Here is an 18,629-nt window from a genome sequence, read left to right as displayed (position 1 = left end):
ATTCAGCGGTTTTATAAGAATAACGGAGTTCAGCATAACGCGGGGGTCAGCGATACGCCATGCACATCTTTGCCTAGCGCAGAGGTCGTCCTCCGTCCACACCATGGGTGCGGCCGGTGACATAACGGCTGTCCAGCAAATAATTGACCAGGTTGACCACTTCGCTTTCGCCAGGGGCGATTTTCATCAGCGACTTTGCCAGAGCCTGCTGACGATAAGGCTCATCATCGCCCGGATTGAAAATAATCAACGCCGGTGCGATGGCGTTGACCTTGACCTCCGGCGCCAGTTTACGGGCGAAAGAGCGTGTCATGTTGTCCAGCGCGGCTTTACTGGCAGCATAAGCGATATGCTTGTCGCTGCCTTTCTCCACCACATAATCGGTCAGGTGGATAATATCTGCGCCTGCCTGCCCTTGGCCAAGCAGACAGGACTCCAGCAACTGATTGAGCAGGTAAGGGGTATAAACGTGGATTTGCAGCATCGCTGCCATAACCTGCTCCGGTGGCACCTCCGCAGATTCGGCCAACCAAGCGCTGGCGTTGTGGATCACTGCGCGCAATTTCGGTGCGACCTGTCGCACCCGCTCGGCAAAGCGGTAAATACCGTCGTGAGTCGAGAAATCGCCCTGAATGCACGTTGCTCCCAGTCTTTTCAGCTCGTTCAGTGCCGGGTAATCACTGCGATAGGCAATGATCACGGGGATGTCACGCTGCAAGAATGACCTGGCCAACGCCAGCCCAATCCGGCGTGCGCCGCCGGTGATCAGCACCGGTGCGGAGTTGTGATGTTCCATTGATTAAAGCTCCTGGACAGACTGGCAAACAATAGGGGAATTATGCCATTATACGTCGGAAATTCGTTAAAGCTTCGCATCGATTATCCATTTCAGGATGTAATACACTGGCAATGAGAGGGAGGAAGGGATGAACAGCAGTCACCTTGCATCCGTCGCGCGCAGTGAGAAAATCTGTTTTGATTACATGGATTTTCTGTCCGCATCGTGCAAGAAGCACTGGCGCTTTGTTGATGCAATCTATGGTGTGATGCCATTTTTCGGCATGGTATTGAAATCTCAGGCTTGCGCCTCGCAAACGCGAAAAGAGCAGTTGAAGGAACTGGCGCTGCAGGTGGTATCCACCCAGGTCAGCGACGAAACCAATATCGTGCGTCTGATCGATCTGGCGCAGCAGCAGGGGCTGGCAGTGTTCGACATTAAACTGCCGTATGCGTTGGACCAACAGCAGTTGGCGGCCATTCAGCAAGAGTGCGTTGAGGGGATTATCATCTCTCAGGTAGGGGAACGCATGACCATTACCTTGCGCGCATCTTAAGGTATTGACCGGGTGATTTCACCCGGCCGTCCTTCACTACTGCAGCATAAACCAACCCGCCGGCACCGTAGCCACCAGCAACAGCAAGATGCTGCTTTTCTCCAGCTGATTCAGCAATTTGACATTCTCGTGCCCGCGTCGAGCATAGATAAACACCAGCAACCCCGGCGCATACAGCAACACCGACATCAACAGATGCATCAACCCTGATGCGTACAGCAGCCAAATACCGTACAGGCAGGCACCGGTGGCGGCGAACATCAGCCGTTTGTCCTGGCGGCGCAGCGCGACCTTGAACAGGAAGGCACCGACCAGGAAGTAAGGCACCAGAATCATTTCCGAGGCGATAGTCAGCAACGAGTTATAGTTGCTGCCGGTCAGCCAGATCACCACCAGCGCGAATTGTACCGCGATATTGGTCAGCCATAGCGAAGCCGAAGGCGCATGATTCTTGTTCTGCTTGCGGAATATTTTAGGAAAAGCGCCGTGCTGGGCGGCCAGCAGCGGCACTTCAGCGGCCATAATCGTCCAGCTCAAATAAGCGCCGCATACGGACACGATCAGGCCGGCGGCGATAATCACATCCCCCCAGGGGCCAATCAGATCGACCATCAGCACTGCCATCGAGGGGTTACGCATCCCGGCCACTTCACTGCGCGGCACCACCCCCAGCGACAGCAGCGTCACCATCAGGTAAACCGCCAGCGCGGAGAGCACCGCCAACATGGTTGCGCGGCCCACATCTTTTTTATTGCGTGCTCGCGCGGAAACCACCACCGCGCCTTCCACGCCGATAAACACCCACAGAGTAATCAGCATGGTGTTTTTTACCTGTTCCCACACCGGTTTGCCGAGCGCGACGCCGTGGAAATCCAGGGTAAATACGTCCATTTTGAACGCGATAGCCGCCAAGACGGCAAACAGGCCAAGCGGCAAAAGCTTGGCCAATGTTGCCGCCAGGTTGATACTGGCCGCGGTTTGCACCCCACGCAGCACCAGCGCATGCACGATCCACAGCAGCAACGATTCCGCCAATAGCGCCTGCCAGGTATTGCCGTCACCCAAAATGACATCGCCGCCGCGATCGGTAAACAAGCTCAGTGCGGCAAACACGATTACCAGATAGGAGACGTTGGCGATCACCGCACATAGCCAATATCCCCATGCGGAGCAGAAGCCCACCAGCTCGCCAAAGCCTTCTTTCGCATAGGTGAAAATCCCGCCGTCCAGATCGGGTCGCAGGCGGGTGAGCAACAGCATGGCAAAAGCCAGAAACAGGATGCCGACGCCGGTGATCGCCCAACCCAGCAGCAGTGCGGCCGGGCTGGCGACTTGCGCCATGTTTTGCGGCAGGCTGAAAACCCCGGCGCCCAGCATGGAACTGAGCACCAATGCGGTTAACGCGGTAAGACCTAGTTTTTTTTCCAATGACGGATCCTGAGCGCAGAATAAACAACTGTTAGGTAACTGATTGGCAGTAACAACGTAATGACAATTACTGAACAAATAGATAATAGCCCTAAAAACAGGCGCAAATTCTACGGATGGATCGTTGCCGATGCAATGATTGAATATGCGGAATTTACAAAAAATTATTCAACCGGCGCGGGGGGCTAATCGGCAAAAAAACGGGCAGCCCAATGGCTGCCCGAGAGTAAACCGCGAAGTGAAACTTATTTGAACAGATCGGCGCTCACGGTCAGGTTGCCGCCACTCTTGTTCTGCCACTGACGAGTCACGTGGTAGAACTTGGCACCTTTCGCAGCGGCACGCTTCGCCACTTCGGTGGAAATATCCGTCATGCTGTTGAAGTGACCGGTGAAGGTCACGGAATCAAACGGCACCATCTGCGCGGCGGTGACGTTGTTCACTTCCTGGATTTTGGTGCCGTTCGGCAGCGTGACGGTATAGCGTTGGCCGGTAGAAGACTGGGTTTCGAAGAAACGGCCTACGTCACGGCTTGGCGAACCTGAAGAAGCCACGCCCGGGATTTCAACTTGGGCGGCGGCAGCGCCACCGGCGGCCAATGCAGCTTTGCCGGCTTCAGAGTCGGCAGGAATGGCATCCGGGCTCTGGACCACGCGCTTAGGCGCATCGGCTTTATAGATGTAGGCGGTGATGAACTGGTTACCACCCTGGTTAGCATCAACCTGACGGACAATAAAGAATGAGGCAGCGCCTTTCTTTTTCGCTTCTTTGGTGATGGCGTCGTTGATGTCCGGCTGGCTGCGGTAGAAACCGCTGACGGTTACCGTATCGTAAGGCTCAAGCAGGTACGCCTGTTCTTTCGGTAATTCGGTCACGCCGTTAATGACGCGGTACTTCGGCTCTTTGCTCACTTCTGCCGCGTCTTTATGATAAAGATCTGCGGTGACGCGCCAGTTGCCGCCATTGTTGCTGTTATTGCTGTCCTGGATGTAGAAGGAATCTGCGCCCAGTTTGTCTGCACGGCGGGATACGGCCTCAACGGCTTCATTGATGGCATTAAAGCGGCCGGTAATAGTGATGCGATCAAACGGCTTCAGCGCCGCTGCTTTTTCAGGAGTTAACTCAAGTGCCGCATGAGCAGACAGCGCAGTGAGTGATAACAAGGCTGATGCGATGATCGTGTTCTTCAGCTTCATAAAAAATCCTTTCGCCAAGCGCATTAACGTTTATAACGTGCTGAACTGTTTATGGGTAATTCAGCCGCCGATTATTACATGTAATCTCGACAAGTGTCTCAGCATTTTATGTCATCGCATGAGACAAATCCCATGAAGGATTGTTTACGCCATTTGCTGCGTAATCGCCATAAGTTTCAATAATAAAGCCTTTGATGACATAAGTGTTAATTATTCACAATTTTATAACTTTCATTCATTCTGGCCGCGTGGGGCGGATATCTTCAGGTAAGCGTTCGTCACGAATCTGCAGCAAAAACGGCGGTGCGCACGGCTTTTTAACTTAAAATTGCGATTTGTCATGTCGTTGTCTGAATTTTTATGTAAAAACAGGCGTGAATGCGTAAGCAATTATGGATCATCGATCATATTTTCAGTAGGTTATAGATGGTGCCTTAATTCGATGCCGACAAGTCACTCTGTGGCTTTCAAATTGCAGCCAATAACGCACAGTCTTGAAAGACGACGGGGCGAGATGTCAGCCGGCGCTACTGCTATGGGTAGGAAGATAATAAACATCATCAAAGACAGGTGAGAAGGGAACATTATGCGTATTGGTGTACCAAGAGAACGGTTGGCCAATGAAGCCCGGGTTGCAGCAACGCCGAAAACGGTGGAACAACTGCTGAAGCTGGGCTTTACCGTCGCTGTCGAAAGCGACGCGGGTAAACTGGCAAGCTTTGACAATGCGGCTTATGAAACCGCAGGAGCGACGATTACCGATACTGCCGACGTTTGGCAATCGGATCTGATTTTGAAAGTTAACGCGCCACAAGAGGACGAGATCGCGTTAATGCGTGAGGGCAGTACGTTGGTCAGTTTTATCTGGCCGGCGCAAAACCCGGAGCTTATCGAAAAACTGGCTGCGCGCAACGTCACCGCGATAGCGATGGATTCGGTGCCGCGTATTTCCCGCGCGCAGTCGATGGATGCGCTCAGCTCGATGGCCAATATCGCCGGTTACCGCGCGATTGTTGAAGCGGCACATGAGTTTGGCCGTTTCTTCACCGGCCAGATCACCGCAGCCGGCAAGGTTCCACCGGCGAAAGTGATGATCATCGGTGCTGGCGTCGCGGGTTTGGCGGCGATTGGCGCGGCAGGTAGCTTGGGGGCGATCGTACGTGCCTTCGACACCCGCCCGGAAGTAAAAGAGCAAGTGCAGAGCATGGGCGCAGAGTTCCTCGAGTTGGACTTTGAGGAAGAGGCGGGCAGCGGCGACGGTTACGCCAAAGTGATGTCGGAAGCCTTTATCAAGGCTGAGATGGCGTTGTTTGCCGCCCAGGCGGCAGAGGTCGACATTATTGTCACCACCGCGCTGATACCGGGTAAACCTGCGCCAAAGCTTATCACTAAAGAGATGGTGGCTTCGATGAAGCCGGGCAGCGTGATCGTCGATCTGGCGGCGCAAAACGGCGGCAACTGCGAGTTGACCGTGGCCGACCGCGTGACCGTCACTGACAATGGCGTAAAAATCATTGGCTATACCGATCTGCCAAGCCGCTTGCCGACCCAGTCTTCACAGCTTTACGGCACTAACCTGGTTAATTTGCTGAAATTGCTGACGAAAGAGAAAAACGGCGAAATCGATATCGATTTCGAGGACACCGTGATCCGCGGCGTCACCGTGGTGCGCAGCGGCGAGGTGACCTGGCCTGCTCCGCCAATCCAGGTTTCCGCACAGCCGAAGCAGGCGCAAGCGGCGGCACCGATCGCTAAACCGGCGGCGAAACCGATTTCACCTTGGCTGAAATACGGGCTGATCGCGCTGGCGATTATTCTGTTCGGCTGGTTGGCTAACGCCGCGCCAAAAGAGTTCCTGTCTCACTTTACCGTGTTTGCGCTGGCCTGCGTGGTGGGTTACTACGTGGTTTGGAACGTCAGCCATGCATTGCATACCCCGTTGATGTCGGTCACTAATGCGATCTCAGGGATTATCGTGGTCGGTGCGTTATTGCAAATTGGTCACGGCGGCTGGGTGAGTTTCCTCTCCTTCATCGCCGTGCTGATTGCCAGCATCAATATTTTTGGTGGATTCACCGTCACTCAGCGCATGCTGAAGATGTTCCGCAAGAACTAAGGGGTAGCACATGTCTGGAGGATTAGTTACAGCTGCATACATTGTTGCCGCTATTTTGTTTATTTGCAGCCTGGCCGGTCTGTCGCGCCATGAAACGTCGAAGCAGGGCAACCTGTTTGGCATCGCCGGGATGGCAATTGCGTTGATTGCCACCATCCTCGGGCCGGATTCCGGCAACGTGGGTTGGATCATCATTGCGATGATTATCGGTGGTTCCATCGGCGTCTATCTGGCGAAAAAAGTCGAAATGACCGAAATGCCGGAGTTGGTGGCGGTGTTGCACAGTTTCGTTGGCCTGGCGGCGGTATTGGTGGGCCTGAACAGCTACCTGGATCACGGCGCGCCGATGGAGCCGGTGATGGAGAATATCCATCTGACCGAAGTGTTCCTCGGCATCTTTATCGGTGCGGTCACCTTCACCGGTTCGATTGTCGCTTTCGGTAAACTGCGTGGCATCATCTCATCCAAACCGCTGGCATTGCCGAATCGCCACAAGATGAACCTGGCGGCGCTGGTAATCTCCTTCCTGCTGTTGGTCGTTTTCGTTCGTACTGACAGCGTGGGCTGGCAGGCGGTGGCGTTGGTGCTGATGACCGCGATTGCGCTGGCCTTCGGTTGGCATCTGGTTGCCTCTATCGGCGGTGCCGACATGCCGGTAGTCGTGTCGATGCTCAACTCCTATTCGGGCTGGGCCGCCGCCGCTGCGGGCTTTATGTTGAGCAACGATCTGCTGATCGTTACCGGCGCGTTGGTGGGTTCCTCGGGCGCCATCCTGTCTTACATTATGTGTAAGGCGATGAACCGTTCGTTTATCAGCGTGATCGCCGGCGGTTTCGGTACCGATGGCTCCTCGACCGGCAATGCGGAAGAAATGGGCGAATATCGTGAAACCACGGCGGAAGAGGTGGCCGAGCAACTGAAGAATTCCACTTCGGTGATCATCACCCCAGGCTATGGCATGGCGGTCGCGCAGGCACAATATCCGGTGGCGGAAATCACCGAAAAACTGCGCGCGCGCGGCATCAAAGTGCGTTTCGGCATTCACCCGGTTGCCGGGCGTTTACCGGGCCACATGAACGTGCTGCTGGCGGAAGCCAGGGTGCCGTACGACGTGGTGCTGGAGATGGACGAAATCAACGAAGACTTCCCGGATACCGATACCGTGCTGGTGATCGGCGCCAACGACACGGTGAACCCGGCCGCGCTGGAGGATCCGCGCAGCCCGATCGCCGGCATGCCGGTGCTGGAAGTGTGGAAAGCGCAAAACGTGATTGCTTTTAAACGTTCGATGAACACCGGTTACGCCGGCGTGCAGAACCCGCTGTTCTTCAAAGAGAACACCCAGATGCTGTTTGGCGATGCCAAAGAGAGTGTGGAAGCGATACTGAGAGCGTTGCAGGCTTAACCGCAGCCAATAAAAAACACGGGCCTTAATTGGCCCGTGTTTTTTTATGCCCGAAAATCAGTCCTCGTCGTCGTGTTCATCGTCTTCATCGACTTCGATGGGGCAGTTGAAGTTTTCCGGCTTAATCACCAGAAGATCACATTTCAGATGGTCGATCACATGTTCTGCCGTGTTGCCGATAAACGCCGCCGAAATACCGGTGCGGCCTAATGTCCCCAATACAACCACGCCCGCCTGCAAGTGTTCGGCCAAATCCGGGATCACCTCTTCCGGCAGGCCTTTTTCAACGTGGGTGAACTCTTCGTTAATACAGAACTTCTGCCTTAATGCCTTCATGGCGATCAGATGCTGCCCGCGAATGGCGTCGTTATAGACGCTGGGATCAAAATCAGGCAGTTCAATGGCGATATTGATAGGGGTAACAGGGTAGGCTCCGACCAGATGCACTTCCGTCTGGTTGACGTTTTGCGCCAGTTCGACGGTTTCCTGCACCAGCTTGATGTTCAGCGGATCGTGATAGGGTTCTTCGCTGGCCAGATTGACGGCGACCACCGCCTTGCCGCCTTCCGGCCAGGGTTGATCTTTGACCATCCACACCGGGCACGGACATTTGCGTAACAGATGCCAGTCGGTCGGGGTGAAAATAACCGATTCCAGCCGGTCGTGCTGATGTGCCATTTTCAGCAGCAAATCATGCTTGGCGGAGATCACTTCCTGAATGATTGCCTCAAAAGGGCGGTTATGCCAGACCACTTTGATTTCAATAGGAACGCCTTCGTCGAGGTAAAAACGGCATTGCTCGTTAATCCACGCGGCGCGTTGGCTGATAACGCCTTGCCGCATCGCCGTCCGTTCGTCGGGGGAGAGCAGGGTCGTCATCTCGTAAGAGAAGTCATAGATAGGAAGAAAGGCTTTGATACGCCCGCCGTTCCGTTTTATCAGGTAAACCGCCCGACGCAGCGCCGGTTGATCGTCCTGATTGGGGTCAATAGCCACCAGAAGATTCTGATACTTCGCCATAGGGCCTCCTTACAGCTGAAAATCAACAGTCTGTTAATTTACAGAGTAACCCAACATTGAAAATCAGAACAGCGGCAGAGATGAGTCGGGTCAATAATTCTGCGGAATTATTGACCCGGCATGGGATCAGGCGTTTACGGTCACGTTGATGCGAGGCGTGCCGGCCAACACCGACAGGGCGTCGACGTTTTCGATGGTGATGTATTTGCCTTTGACGCTGAGGATTTCGCTTTTCTGGAAGCGGCCCAGCAGGCGGCTGATGGTCTCAACGGTCAGACCAAGATAGTTGCCGATGTCGCCACGGGTCATGGTCAGGCGGAACTCACGTGGTGAGAAGCCCCGTTCCGCAAAGCGGCGCGACAGGTTGTAGACGAACGCCGCCAGGCGCTCTTCGGCATTTTTCTTCGACAGCAGCAGAATCATATCCTGATCGCCTTTAATCTCGCCGCTCATCAACCGCATAATTTGCTGGCGCAGATTAGGCATTTTACCGGAAAGGTCGTCCAGGGTTTCAAACGGGATCTCGCAGACCATTGCGGTTTCCAGAGCCTGAGCGAAGCTTGGATGCTTCAGGCCGCCAATGGCGTCAAAACCGACCAGATCGCCTGCCAGATGGAAGCCGGTGATTTGTTCGTCACCCTGTTCGGTAATGGTGTAGCTCTTGATGGTCCCGGAGCGGATAGCGTATAAGGATTTCAGTTCATCGCCGGCCTTAAACAGGGTCTGCCCCTTCTGGATAGGCTTTTTCCTTTCGATAATGTTGTCGAGCTGGTCCAGCTCATGAGCATTAAGAGTAAAAGGAATGCACAGCTGGCTGATGCTGCAGTCCTGACAATGGATCGCACAACCACCAGACTGGATACGACGAATCACGCGTTTTTCCGGGATCATAGATTACGCTCATTCAATAATTGATATGCGTCAATTTTAACATCTTTTGCCGCAGGTGATAAGAGTAGCATTAACATGAACAGGGGCATTGTGTGCGAATTTTGTTCTGTTATGCCGCTGATTATCCTGTAGCTGACTGAATATTTTTGATTTTCTCATAACTTATGCAAATGCTTTGCCCGCGCGACAGCCGTCTGTAACCCCGGATCAGGCAAGTTTTTTAGGGTAAGCACTATTTCACTATCGGTGTTTGCCATCCTGAGGTGCGCATTTATGGCCGGAACCTGGTGATATTGCCTGACGCGTTCCGGCCGACCCCTTTTCCGCACCAGCGCAGAAGCGCGCCGACGTGGCTGGCGACGCGAATTAAAGCAGATCGTTCTGCAAATAGCCTTCGTGTTTCAACAGCCACTGTTTACGTTGCACACCCCCGGCATAACCGGTCAACGCTCCTTGCGAGCCAATCACCCGATGACAAGGTACCACGATGCTGATCGGATTGGAGCCATTGGCCATACCGACCGCGCGGGAGGCGGTCGGGCGCCCGATGCGTTTCGCCAATTCGCCATAGGTAATGATCTCGCCGCAGGGTATCCGGCGCAGTTGCTGCCAGACGGTACGCTGGAACTCCGTGCCCGCGGTCATGACTGGCAGGCTGTCAATCACCGCCAGCTCACCGGCAAAATAGCGTTGCATGATGTCGGTCAGACCGCCGGGGTTAGCTTTTTCCTGCAATTGGAAACGGTCGGCGCGGTAATGGGTATTCAGCAGTTTCATCAGACGCACTTCGTGCTCGGTCCAGTCGATAGCGCGCAAGCGGTCCTGTTCGTCGGCAATCAGCACCAGTTCGCCAACGGGGGTCGCCATACGATCAATAAAAAAGGTCTGCATTTTGATTACTCCTCTCGTTTGATGGGGAGATTATTGCACGAAATGCGGCGGTGCGATGGCGGATTTCGGACATGAAGATGGAGGGGGCTGAAACTTTGCTAATCGCAAGAGTAGAAGGTGTCGGATAGAGACATGCCATTAATGAATATGCATATTCATAAGTTAATTTTATGTTTTTTTTGGTGATTTTTAATGGTTTTTCATTGTCAGCACACTGTTATTGCAAGGTTGGTTATAGTTGATGACGACTCCTTGTATCTTGTGGTTATTATTTTCACCATCAATGGTTGTGACTGAAATTAATTCAGATGATATTTTATTTAGCGGCGTGACGATAGGGGTAAAATAATTTTAGGTGATTACCTTATAGAAAATTGAAACGTGAATACCGGCGTTTTTGTGTATTTAATAAATAGAGTTGACTATTCTTGTTACGAAGTTATTGATGTTACTTAATTTATTTTTATTGTTTTATTTTGTTGTTATCAAGTAGTGGCAACGCCAGTATCATGGGTGGGATGGATATCACCAATCCCTATCATGGGAAATGTAAAATATATGTAATTAACAAAAAATTAAGTGGGATGCATTGATTTAAAACAAGATGGCCAATTAAAAAATCGTCATATATAAAAACGTTTTAAGGCATGCCATTATTCTATTCGTTGATTGACTTGAATAATGGTGAAGAGGATGAATTAATGCCATAATCTGGATTATAGTGAAGATTAATTAATGTTTTTGTGGTGGGTGGTGAGGGTTGCAGGTATAGTGCGCAATGTTCGCATATGGCCCGCCCTGGAGCCGTGTGCGATGGCATGTTTACCGCAGATTTAGTACCTATGAGCGATCGTTTCAGGCGCATAAAAATGCTGCGGCGGCGATGATGGAAAAAAACATCGCCGCCGCATCTTCAAGAATGTGATGCGCCTGACAGGTCGCTGGGCTTCATTGTTTTGTCATGTAACTGACATGTTAGGGCCATGGCGCTGCCATAGGTTTGCAGCGGCAAAGCCAGGAGATAACGTGATGTTCAGCTTGGATTCTCTGTTGCAAGATGCATTTCCACACCGCAATACCCCTGCCTGGCAGCGCAGCCTGCTGAGAACCTTACTCTTCGAAAAAGAGCTCAAACAGTTTGCCGCCGATTACCCGCACCTGAAGGGGCTGGATTTGATCGAGCAAGTGGTGGACTATTTCAACCTCAGCTGTGAACTGGTCGACGGTGACCTGGAAAACATTCCAAGCCAGGGGCCGGTGGTGCTGGTGGCAAACCACCCAATCGGATCCCTGGACGGGCTGGTGCTGCTGCGTGCAGTCGCGGCGGTGCGGCCGGATGTGAAAGTGGTTGCCAGCCAACTGCTGACCTATATCGAACCGCTGCGCAGCCTGTTCGTGCCGGTGGACAACGTAGGCTATAAAACCAGCCGCAAGCAAATTGAAGGCATGCAGGCGCAACTCGATAAACAGGGCGCGCTGATCCTGTTCCCCGCCGGTGAAGTGTCGCGCATGAGCCCGAAAGGCATTCGCGACGGCCACTGGCATACCGGCTTCTTGCGCCTGGCGGCCAAGGCGCGGGCGCCGATTGTGCCGATCCACATCAGTGCGCGTAACAGCAACCTGTTTTACTTCACCTCGCTGGTTTATCGCCCGTTATCCACCTTGTTGCTGGTACGTGAAATGTTCCAGCAGCAGGGCGGCCATATCAAAATCCGCGTTGGCGGCCGCATTTCGTTTGCCAATTGGCACGACGGCCACACCAACGCCAAAGATTTGGCCGAGCGCTTCCGTCGTCACGTTTATCGTCTGGGCCAGGGCAAGGAAGGGCTGTTCGCCAGCGAATCGGCTATCGCCCTGCCTGAGGATCGGCTGGAGCTGAAGAAGGCGCTGGCAAATTGCGAACAACTGGGCGTAACGCCGGACGGCAAAATCATTTACCTGTATCGCCGCCAGGATGAGGCTCGTACGCCTATCCTGCGTGAACTAGGTCGCCTGCGCGAGATTGCTTTCCGCGCGGTGGGCGAAGGTTCCGGCCGTCGGCGCGATCTGGACAGCTATGACGACGACTATTATCACCTGGTGCTGTGGGATGCGGACGAGCTGGAAATTGTCGGTGCCTACCGTTTTATTCCTACCGCCGAGCAGTTGGAGCGCAAGGGCCTGGAAAGTATCTACAGCAACAGCCTGTTCCACTTTGGCCGCGAGATGGCGCCGATCCTGGCGCAGGCCCTCGAGCTGGACCGCAGCTTTATCCAACCGGCCTATTGGGGCAAGCGTGGGCTGGATTACCTGTGGTTGGGCATTGGTGCCTATCTGGCCAAATATCCGCAGCTCCGCTATCTGTTTGGTCCGGTCTCCATCTCCGGCAAGATGCCGGGAGAGGCACATGATCTGTTGATTGCTTTCTATCGGCTGTATTTCTCACGGGGGAGCGCGCGGGCGCAGTCGCGTCAACCTTACCCGGTTTCGTCGCCGCAGGTCCTGGCACAGTTTGTCGGCGATAATTATCAAGAAGATCTGGTGCGGCTGAAAAGCTTGCTGAGCAATATCGGTTGCTCGATCCCCACCTTGTATAAACAGTATACCGAGCTGTGCGAGCCGGACGGGGTACAGTTTATTGATTTTGGCACCGATCCTGCGTTCAGTAACTGTATCGACGGGCTGGTGCTGGTCGACCTCACCCGGATTAAAGCGTCGCGCTACCAACGCTATATTGCGGTTCATCAGCCGCAGGAGGCTTGCGTAGAGTGATCGACCACGTGTTCATCTAAGCTTCGGTTTGGGGCCGGCGGTGGGGGATAGCCTGTCCTGGCGCAGTGTACGGCGGCATATTAATACCGCAGGGGGTTGATAGGAGCAGTAACGGCATGCCGGCAATCAGCCCCGCTGGGCATCTGTGTCAGTAGCTTAAAATGCGGCATCGGCGGTGATGGAAAAACCGGCGCCGCCATTTCTTCAATAATTTGCTATACCTGATAGGCGAGGGATTTCATTTTTTTGTCATGTAACTGACATGTTAGGGTCATGGCGCTGGCATAAGTTTGCAGCGACTAAGCCAGGAGATAACGCGATGTTCAGCTTGGATTCTCTGTTGCAAGATGCATTTCCACACCGCAATACCCCTGCCTGGCAGCGTAGCCTGCTCAGAACTTTACTCTTCGAAAAAGAATTCAAACAGTTTGCCGCCGATTATCCGCACCTGAAGGGCCTGGATTTGATCGAGCAAGTGGTCGATTACTTCAACCTCAGCTGTGAGCTGGTGGATGGCGATCTGGAAAATATTCCAAGCCAGGGGCCGGTGGTGCTGGTCGCGAATCATCCCATCGGCTCGCTGGACGGTCTGGTGTTGCTGCGTGCGGTCGCGGCGGTGCGACCGGATGTGAAGGTGGTCGCCAGCCAACTGCTGACCTATATCGAACCGCTGCGCAGCCTGTTCGTGCCGGTGGACAACGTGGGTTATAAAACCAGCCGCAAGCAAATTGAAGGCATGCAGGCGCAACTGGACAAACAGGGTGCGCTGATCTTGTTCCCTGCCGGCGAAGTGTCGCGCATGAGTCCGAAAGGCATTCGCGACGGCCACTGGCATACCGGCTTCTTGCGCCTGGCGGCCAAGGCGCGGGCGCCGATTGTGCCGATCCACATCAGCGCGCGTAACAGCAACCTGTTTTACTTCACCTCGCTGGTCTACCGCCCGTTATCCACCTTGTTGCTGGTGCGTGAAATGTTCCAGCAGCAGGGCGGCCGTATCAAAATCCGCGTTGGCGGCCGCATTCCGTTCGCCAACTGGCACGATGGCCACACCAGCGCCAAAGATTTGGCCGAACGCTTTCGTCGTCACGTTTATCGTTTGGGCCAGGGCAAGGAAGGGCTGTTCGCCAGCGAATCGGCCATCGCCCTGCCTGAAGATCGGCTTGAGCTGAAGAAGGCGTTGGCAAATTGCGAACAACTGGGCGTAACGCCGGACGGCAAAATCATTTACCTGTATCGCCGCCAGGATGAGGCTCGTACGCCTATCCTGCGTGAACTAGGTCGCCTGCGCGAGATCGCTTTCCGTGCGGTGGGCGAAGGTTCCGGCCGTCGGCGCGATCTGGACAGCTACGACGACGACTATTATCACCTGGTGTTATGGGATGCGGACGAACTGGAAATTGTCGGCGCCTACCGTTTTATTCCCACCGCCGAGCAGTTGGAGCGCAAGGGCCTGGAAAGTATCTACAGCAACAGCCTGTTCCATTATGACCGCGATATGGCACCGATCCTGGCGCAGGGCATCGAACTGGGCCGCAGCTTTATCCAACCGGCCTACTGGGGCAAACGTGGGCTGGATTACCTGTGGCTGGGCATTGGCGCCTACCTGGCAAAATACCCGCAGTATCGCTATCTGTTTGGTCCGGTCTCCATATCCGGCGGCATGCCGGTGGCGGCGCGTGACCTGTTGATCGCTTTCTACCGGCTGTATTTCTCTCCGGGAAGCGCGTTGGCGCAGTCACGCCAGCCTTATCCGGCTTCGCTGCCGCAGGTCTTGGCGCAATTTGCCGGCGATAATTATCAAGAAGATCTGGTGCGGCTGAAAAGCCTGCTGAGCAACATCGGCTGCTCGATCCCGACCTTGTATAAACAATATACCGAGCTGTGTGAGCCGGGCGGGGTGCAGTTTATTGATTTTGGCACCGATCCGGCGTTCAACAACTGCATCGACGGATTGGTGTTGGTTGATCTCACCCGGCTAAAACCGTCGCGCTTCCAGCGTTATATTGCGGTTCATCAGCCGCAGGAAGCCTGCATAGAGTGATCGGTCACGCAATCATGCGTTTTTGATCTAAGCCCCGGCTTGGGGCCAGCGGTGGGATAGCGCTAGGATGAGGGTTTATCCCACCCCGGAGTCTTGCATGCCACAGTCCTTTGTTCCGCAATTGTTATCCGCCGATGAGCCTCCCGCCGTTGCGGTTGAAACGCCCAAGGGTACCGCCCCCTTTTTATTGCTGTGCGATCATGCCGGCCAGGCGATACCGCAACGCTTGGGCGATCTGGGGCTGCCGCCCGGTGAAATCGATCGTCATATCGGTTGGGATATTGGCGCGTTGGAGGTTTCGCGTCACCTCAGCCGCCATCTGGATGCCACGCTGATTCATCAGCGTTACTCACGTTTGGTGATCGACTGCAACCGGGCTCCGGGCATCGCCAGCTCGATCCCGCATCTGTCGGAGCTGACGCCTATTCCCGGCAATATCGGCATTGATGCCGAGCACGCGCTGGCCCGCGAGCGGGAAATTTTCCTGCCGTATCACCACCGCATCGACGATACGCTGGGCGAGCGGCAACTGCGCGAAAAACCCACCGCCATTATCGCGATGCACAGTTTTACGCCGGTGTTCAAAGGCCATTCCCGCCCCTGGCAGGTTGGGCTGTTGTTTAACCGCCAACCGGCGTTTGCCCACCTGCTGGCAGAGCTGCTGCGGGAGGAGGGGGATTTGCTGGTGGGAGTCAACGAACCTTATGCGATGACCGACGCGACGGATTACACCCTGCCGGTGCATGCGGAACGACGCGGGTTACCTTACGTTGGCATCGAGATCCGCCAGGATCTGATCGCCGATGAACCTGGCCAGCGGGCCTGGGCAAAACGCTTCGCAAGGCTGCTCCCACAGGCCTGGCATCGCTGGCAAATTTGACTTTAGGAATATTCCCAGTGATGATAACTGTAAGGAATATGTAATCGCCATTGGGAAGAGTCAGGAGAGACGTGTGGAGCACAATGATAACGGATTGTTTATCAAACGGGAGCGTTTTGAGGTTCTGGCGATATTGCGTGACATTTGTAAACAACGCACTCCGCTGCGGGTCGTTAACCAGCAGCAGCAGTTTCAGAGTTTATTATTGAGCGTAGGGCCCGACAATATCGTTTTCAGCGGCGACGATGCGGATACACGGGCGGATGGCGAATTTACCATCGTGATTGAAAACAATGATGCGAAGATCGAATTTGCCGTTGGCCAACCAGAATTTACCGACCATCTGGGCGTTCAAGCCTGTTCAACCCGCCTGCCAAAGGAGCTGGTTTACATCCAGCGCCGCCGTCAATTCCGTGTCACCACGCCACACTGGCGTCAGTTTCTCTGCAGCGGAGAATATGCCGACGGCACCTCGTACCAATTAAGGATCCACGATCTCTCTGCCGGCGGTGTGGGCTTGCGCTTCGATGGCCCGCTGCCGGACAAACTTCAACCGGGCCTCCAGTTCAAAAAGGCGCTGTTGGATCTTGGCAGTTACGGCAGTTTCAAGGTCAATATGGAACTGATGGTGATCAACGAAGATCAGGAGTTGGATGACAATGACAAACCGGTGCATTTCTCGCGTTTGTCGTGCCGCTTTATCAATCTCGGCCTGGCAATGGAAAGAAAAATCCAGAGCGCGGTGTTTGCGTTTGAATTGGATTTCAATAAAAAGAAGAAACGCTGAATCAGACGAACAGGGGCAGCGGGCTGCCCCTCGATGGATCTGTCCTATCTCAAGGCGCGCAGGCTGCCAATCTCTTCCCAACCGAAATGCTCCGCTTCCGCCAACACGTCACACACCTCGCCGCCGGCGGTAACTATGGCGTCGTTGAGGCTTCTGCCGTGCAGCAAATGGCTGACCAGCAGCGCGGTAAACATGTCACCGGTGCCTTTCACCTTTGATTTGATTTTAGGGTGGGTATAGCTTTGCACCTGATTGTGGCTGACCAGCAATAACCCTAACTCATCGTCGTTTTCCGCAATGCCCGGTGCGCTGGTCACCAACACCCACTCGGTCGTGTCATTTAACAGCGCCTGCGCAGCGTGTTGCGTCTGTTCCCGCGTAGCCAGGCCGTGCCCGCAAAGTTGCTCCAGTTCAAACCCATTGGGCGTCAGGCCGTTGGCAAGGCTCAGGAACGGCGAACGATAACAACTGACGATACGCGGGTCCACGTACACGCCTTCACCGTAATCGCCCATCACCGGGTCGATATAGATTTTTATCTGCGGATTGATAGCGCGAACCCGTTGCAACCAAGCATCCAGAATATGACACTGGGCGACATCACCCAGATAGCCGACGATCACCGCCCGCGTGCGTTTCATCACACCGCGAGCGATCAAATCCTCCAGAAAACCGCTGAACCATTCGGCTGAAATCACGCCGCCGCTGGGGGCACCGTAATAGGGCGGGCAGCCGAACAGCACGCTGGGCACCTGCAGCGCTTCCAGTCCCTTTTTCAGCAGGGTGCGATAGGCGATACCGTTGCCGACGCTGCCGTACACGACCTGCGATTGAATGCTGATCACATCAATCAGCGGCGATTGCAATTGAGAAGCTTGTTGCATCTAACGCGTCCTTTGTTCGTTTTTATCCAGCCACCGCGCAAATACCTGGCGGGCGCGCTGTTCCAGTTCTGCGCCATGGCGTGCGGCCTGGTCGCGCAATTGCTGCGGGTCGATGCCGGCTAACTCCAACTCACAGGCGTGGCCAACCAACCAGCGTTCAATATCTCGATGATCGGCTTCCAGGTGGAACTGCAACCCAAGCGCGAAATCCTGATATTCAAACGCCTGATAACGGCAAGCCTCGGTGCTGGCCATGCAGGTTGCCCCCTCCGGGAGGGTAAACATATCCCCGTGCCAGTGCAGCACCGGCGTTGCCGCCAGCGGCGCCAGTACGGAGTCTTCATTTTCCGCCAGCGTCAGCGGCGCGTAACCGATCTCTTTCACGCCCAGCGACACTACACCGGCGCCCAAAGCCTGAGCCATCACCTGCGCGCCCAGGCAAATGCCGAGCGTGGGCTGACGTTGCTGTAACCGTTGGGTGACCAGCGCCAGTTCGTCGTTAAGAAACGGATAGTGTTGCTGTCCGGCAAAATGCTGCGCGGCGCTGATCGGCCCGCCGAGCACTACCAGCAAATCGGTATCTTCATTGTTGATGGCGCGGATATCGTCACGGCCAGCATCGTAATAATCAATCTGATAGCCACGCAGTGAAAGCAATGATCCCAGAATACCGAGGTTTTCAAAATTTACATGCCTGATAGCGACAACTTTTTTCATTGCTCTACCTCCCTCGGGTGGTGATAAGGCGCCAGTTCCAACGCATCGCCGAGCACGGTAATACCTTTTGCACCGCTCTGATAAAGGATCCGCCGCTCTTTGACCTGGCTGATGTGCAATTGGTAGCCCTGCTCGGCGGGAAACAGGGACATGGCCTGTTGCAGTTGATCGGCAGCCCAGGGCGTGAACATCTGCATGCGGGCGAAGGCTTTGCCGGCGTGCTGAATGTCGAGTACGTAATGTTTTTCCATTTTGACCCCTTAACTTTTGCGTTCGAAACGGGTAAGC

General features: G+C 54.5%; 16 protein-coding genes. 7 read left to right on the top strand and 9 right to left on the bottom strand.

The window, feature by feature from the left end; all coding sequences use genetic code 11:
- Window positions 1-73 precede the first annotated feature (73 nt).
- The gene (folM, locus tag ACTJJ1_RS07100) at window positions 74-796 is read right to left on the bottom strand and encodes a dihydromonapterin reductase (protein ID WP_440832959.1); all 723 of its coding nucleotides are present in this window, start codon (window positions 794-796) and stop codon (window positions 74-76) included.
- 130 nt (window positions 797-926) lie between these two features.
- Here folM and ACTJJ1_RS07095 point away from each other — a divergent pair, with 130 nt between their 5' ends.
- Window positions 927-1,334, top strand: a complete 408-nt coding sequence (locus tag ACTJJ1_RS07095) for a hypothetical protein (protein ID WP_062790533.1) — start codon at window positions 927-929, stop codon at window positions 1,332-1,334.
- 36 nt (window positions 1,335-1,370) lie between these two features.
- Here the strand turns inward: ACTJJ1_RS07095 and ACTJJ1_RS07090 are convergent, their stop codons facing one another.
- Both ACTJJ1_RS07090 and ydgH read right to left on the bottom strand, forming a co-directional pair.
- Window positions 1,371-2,762: an amino acid permease gene (locus tag ACTJJ1_RS07090; RefSeq protein ID WP_006325624.1), complete on the bottom strand. Its 1,392-nt coding sequence runs from the start codon at window positions 2,760-2,762 to the stop codon at window positions 1,371-1,373.
- A gap of 245 nt (window positions 2,763-3,007) precedes the next feature.
- On the bottom strand, window positions 3,008-3,958 hold the full coding sequence (gene ydgH, locus ACTJJ1_RS07085; protein ID WP_004944994.1) for a DUF1471 family protein YdgH: 951 nt from the start codon (window positions 3,956-3,958) through the stop codon (window positions 3,008-3,010).
- 586 nt (window positions 3,959-4,544) lie between these two features.
- Between ydgH and pntA the strand changes: the two genes are divergently transcribed.
- Window positions 4,545-6,074 (top strand): Re/Si-specific NAD(P)(+) transhydrogenase subunit alpha, encoded by a 1,530-nt coding sequence (gene pntA, locus ACTJJ1_RS07080; protein WP_004944990.1) that lies wholly within the window; start codon window positions 4,545-4,547, stop codon window positions 6,072-6,074.
- A 10-nt stretch (window positions 6,075-6,084) separates the two neighbouring features.
- Window positions 6,085-7,479: a Re/Si-specific NAD(P)(+) transhydrogenase subunit beta gene (gene pntB, locus ACTJJ1_RS07075; RefSeq protein ID WP_004944985.1), complete on the top strand. Its 1,395-nt coding sequence runs from the start codon at window positions 6,085-6,087 to the stop codon at window positions 7,477-7,479.
- A 57-nt stretch (window positions 7,480-7,536) separates the two neighbouring features.
- Here pntB and uspE read toward each other — a convergent pair whose 3' ends face one another.
- The 3 genes from uspE to ogt all read right to left on the bottom strand — a co-directional run bounded on the left by uspE (window position 7,537) and on the right by ogt (window position 10,281).
- Window positions 7,537-8,499: a universal stress protein UspE gene (uspE, locus tag ACTJJ1_RS07070; protein WP_004944982.1), complete on the bottom strand. Its 963-nt coding sequence runs from the start codon at window positions 8,497-8,499 to the stop codon at window positions 7,537-7,539.
- A 126-nt stretch (window positions 8,500-8,625) separates the two neighbouring features.
- Entirely contained in the window at window positions 8,626-9,390 is a 765-nt protein-coding gene (locus ACTJJ1_RS07065; RefSeq protein WP_004944979.1) for an FNR family transcription factor, read from the bottom strand.
- 366 nt (window positions 9,391-9,756) lie between these two features.
- Entirely contained in the window at window positions 9,757-10,281 is a 525-nt protein-coding gene (ogt, locus tag ACTJJ1_RS07060) for a methylated-DNA--[protein]-cysteine S-methyltransferase (RefSeq protein WP_004944976.1), read from the bottom strand.
- Between the two features lie 1,029 nt (window positions 10,282-11,310).
- Between ogt and ACTJJ1_RS07055 the strand changes: the two genes are divergently transcribed.
- The 4 genes from ACTJJ1_RS07055 to ACTJJ1_RS07040 all read left to right on the top strand — a co-directional run bounded on the left by ACTJJ1_RS07055 (window position 11,311) and on the right by ACTJJ1_RS07040 (window position 16,740).
- Entirely contained in the window at window positions 11,311-13,032 is a 1,722-nt protein-coding gene (locus ACTJJ1_RS07055; RefSeq protein WP_122288588.1) for a lysophospholipid acyltransferase family protein, read from the top strand.
- A 319-nt stretch (window positions 13,033-13,351) separates the two neighbouring features.
- Window positions 13,352-15,073 (top strand): ornithine lipid synthase OlsF, encoded by a 1,722-nt coding sequence (gene olsF / locus ACTJJ1_RS07050; RefSeq protein ID WP_004944970.1) that lies wholly within the window; start codon window positions 13,352-13,354, stop codon window positions 15,071-15,073.
- Window positions 15,074-15,170: 97 nt separating this feature from the next.
- Window positions 15,171-15,953 (top strand): N-formylglutamate amidohydrolase, encoded by a 783-nt coding sequence (locus ACTJJ1_RS07045; protein ID WP_004944967.1) that lies wholly within the window; start codon window positions 15,171-15,173, stop codon window positions 15,951-15,953.
- 73 nt (window positions 15,954-16,026) lie between these two features.
- A complete protein-coding gene (locus ACTJJ1_RS07040; RefSeq protein WP_004944964.1) occupies window positions 16,027-16,740 on the top strand; it encodes a flagellar brake protein in 714 nt (237 codons plus the stop codon).
- Between the two features lie 44 nt (window positions 16,741-16,784).
- Here the strand turns inward: ACTJJ1_RS07040 and ACTJJ1_RS07035 are convergent, their stop codons facing one another.
- Genes ACTJJ1_RS07035 through ACTJJ1_RS07025 form a run of 3 tightly spaced genes read right to left on the bottom strand, consistent with a single transcriptional unit; the run spans window position 16,785 to window position 18,592 of the window.
- Complete coding sequence (locus ACTJJ1_RS07035; protein ID WP_202290403.1) at window positions 16,785-17,624, bottom strand: PfkB family carbohydrate kinase; 840 nt, start codon at window positions 17,622-17,624, stop codon at window positions 16,785-16,787.
- Window positions 17,625-18,341: a glutamine amidotransferase gene (locus ACTJJ1_RS07030; RefSeq protein ID WP_004944960.1), complete on the bottom strand. Its 717-nt coding sequence runs from the start codon at window positions 18,339-18,341 to the stop codon at window positions 17,625-17,627.
- A complete protein-coding gene (locus tag ACTJJ1_RS07025; RefSeq protein ID WP_004944957.1) occupies window positions 18,338-18,592 on the bottom strand; it encodes a hypothetical protein in 255 nt (84 codons plus the stop codon). Before ACTJJ1_RS07025 ends, ACTJJ1_RS07030 begins: the two co-directional genes overlap by 4 nt.
- Between the last annotated feature and the right edge of the window lie 37 nt (window positions 18,593-18,629).

The organism is Serratia sp. 22264 (genome assembly GCF_052045345.1).
GTDB classification, from domain to species: domain Bacteria; phylum Pseudomonadota; class Gammaproteobacteria; order Enterobacterales; family Enterobacteriaceae; genus Serratia; species Serratia plymuthica.
The sequence above is the reverse complement of the archived record's forward strand: the minus strand, read 5'-3'. Positions and strand labels throughout refer to the sequence as shown.

What these genes read in the sequence shown, in the direction of transcription:
- ACTJJ1_RS07065 (WP_004944979.1), bottom strand. Translation starts at nt 9,390, where the DNA reads ATGATCCCGGAAAAACGCGTGATTCGTCGTATCCAGTCTGGTGGTTGT.
- pntB (WP_004944985.1), top strand. Translation starts at nt 6,085, where the DNA reads ATGTCTGGAGGATTAGTTACAGCTGCATACATTGTTGCCGCTATTTTG.
- ACTJJ1_RS07025 (WP_004944957.1), bottom strand. Translation starts at nt 18,592, where the DNA reads ATGGAAAAACATTACGTACTCGACATTCAGCACGCCGGCAAAGCCTTC.
- ACTJJ1_RS07055 (WP_122288588.1), top strand. Translation starts at nt 11,311, where the DNA reads ATGTTCAGCTTGGATTCTCTGTTGCAAGATGCATTTCCACACCGCAAT.
- ogt (WP_004944976.1), bottom strand. Translation starts at nt 10,281, where the DNA reads ATGCAGACCTTTTTTATTGATCGTATGGCGACCCCCGTTGGCGAACTG.
- ACTJJ1_RS07030 (WP_004944960.1), bottom strand. Translation starts at nt 18,341, where the DNA reads ATGAAAAAAGTTGTCGCTATCAGGCATGTAAATTTTGAAAACCTCGGT.
- ydgH (WP_004944994.1), bottom strand. Translation starts at nt 3,958, where the DNA reads ATGAAGCTGAAGAACACGATCATCGCATCAGCCTTGTTATCACTCACT.
- pntA (WP_004944990.1), top strand. Translation starts at nt 4,545, where the DNA reads ATGCGTATTGGTGTACCAAGAGAACGGTTGGCCAATGAAGCCCGGGTT.
- ACTJJ1_RS07045 (WP_004944967.1), top strand. Translation starts at nt 15,171, where the DNA reads ATGCCACAGTCCTTTGTTCCGCAATTGTTATCCGCCGATGAGCCTCCC.
- uspE (WP_004944982.1), bottom strand. Translation starts at nt 8,499, where the DNA reads ATGGCGAAGTATCAGAATCTTCTGGTGGCTATTGACCCCAATCAGGAC.
- ACTJJ1_RS07035 (WP_202290403.1), bottom strand. Translation starts at nt 17,624, where the DNA reads ATGCAACAAGCTTCTCAATTGCAATCGCCGCTGATTGATGTGATCAGC.
- ACTJJ1_RS07095 (WP_062790533.1), top strand. Translation starts at nt 927, where the DNA reads ATGAACAGCAGTCACCTTGCATCCGTCGCGCGCAGTGAGAAAATCTGT.
- olsF (WP_004944970.1), top strand. Translation starts at nt 13,352, where the DNA reads ATGTTCAGCTTGGATTCTCTGTTGCAAGATGCATTTCCACACCGCAAT.
- folM (WP_440832959.1), bottom strand. Translation starts at nt 796, where the DNA reads ATGGAACATCACAACTCCGCACCGGTGCTGATCACCGGCGGCGCACGC.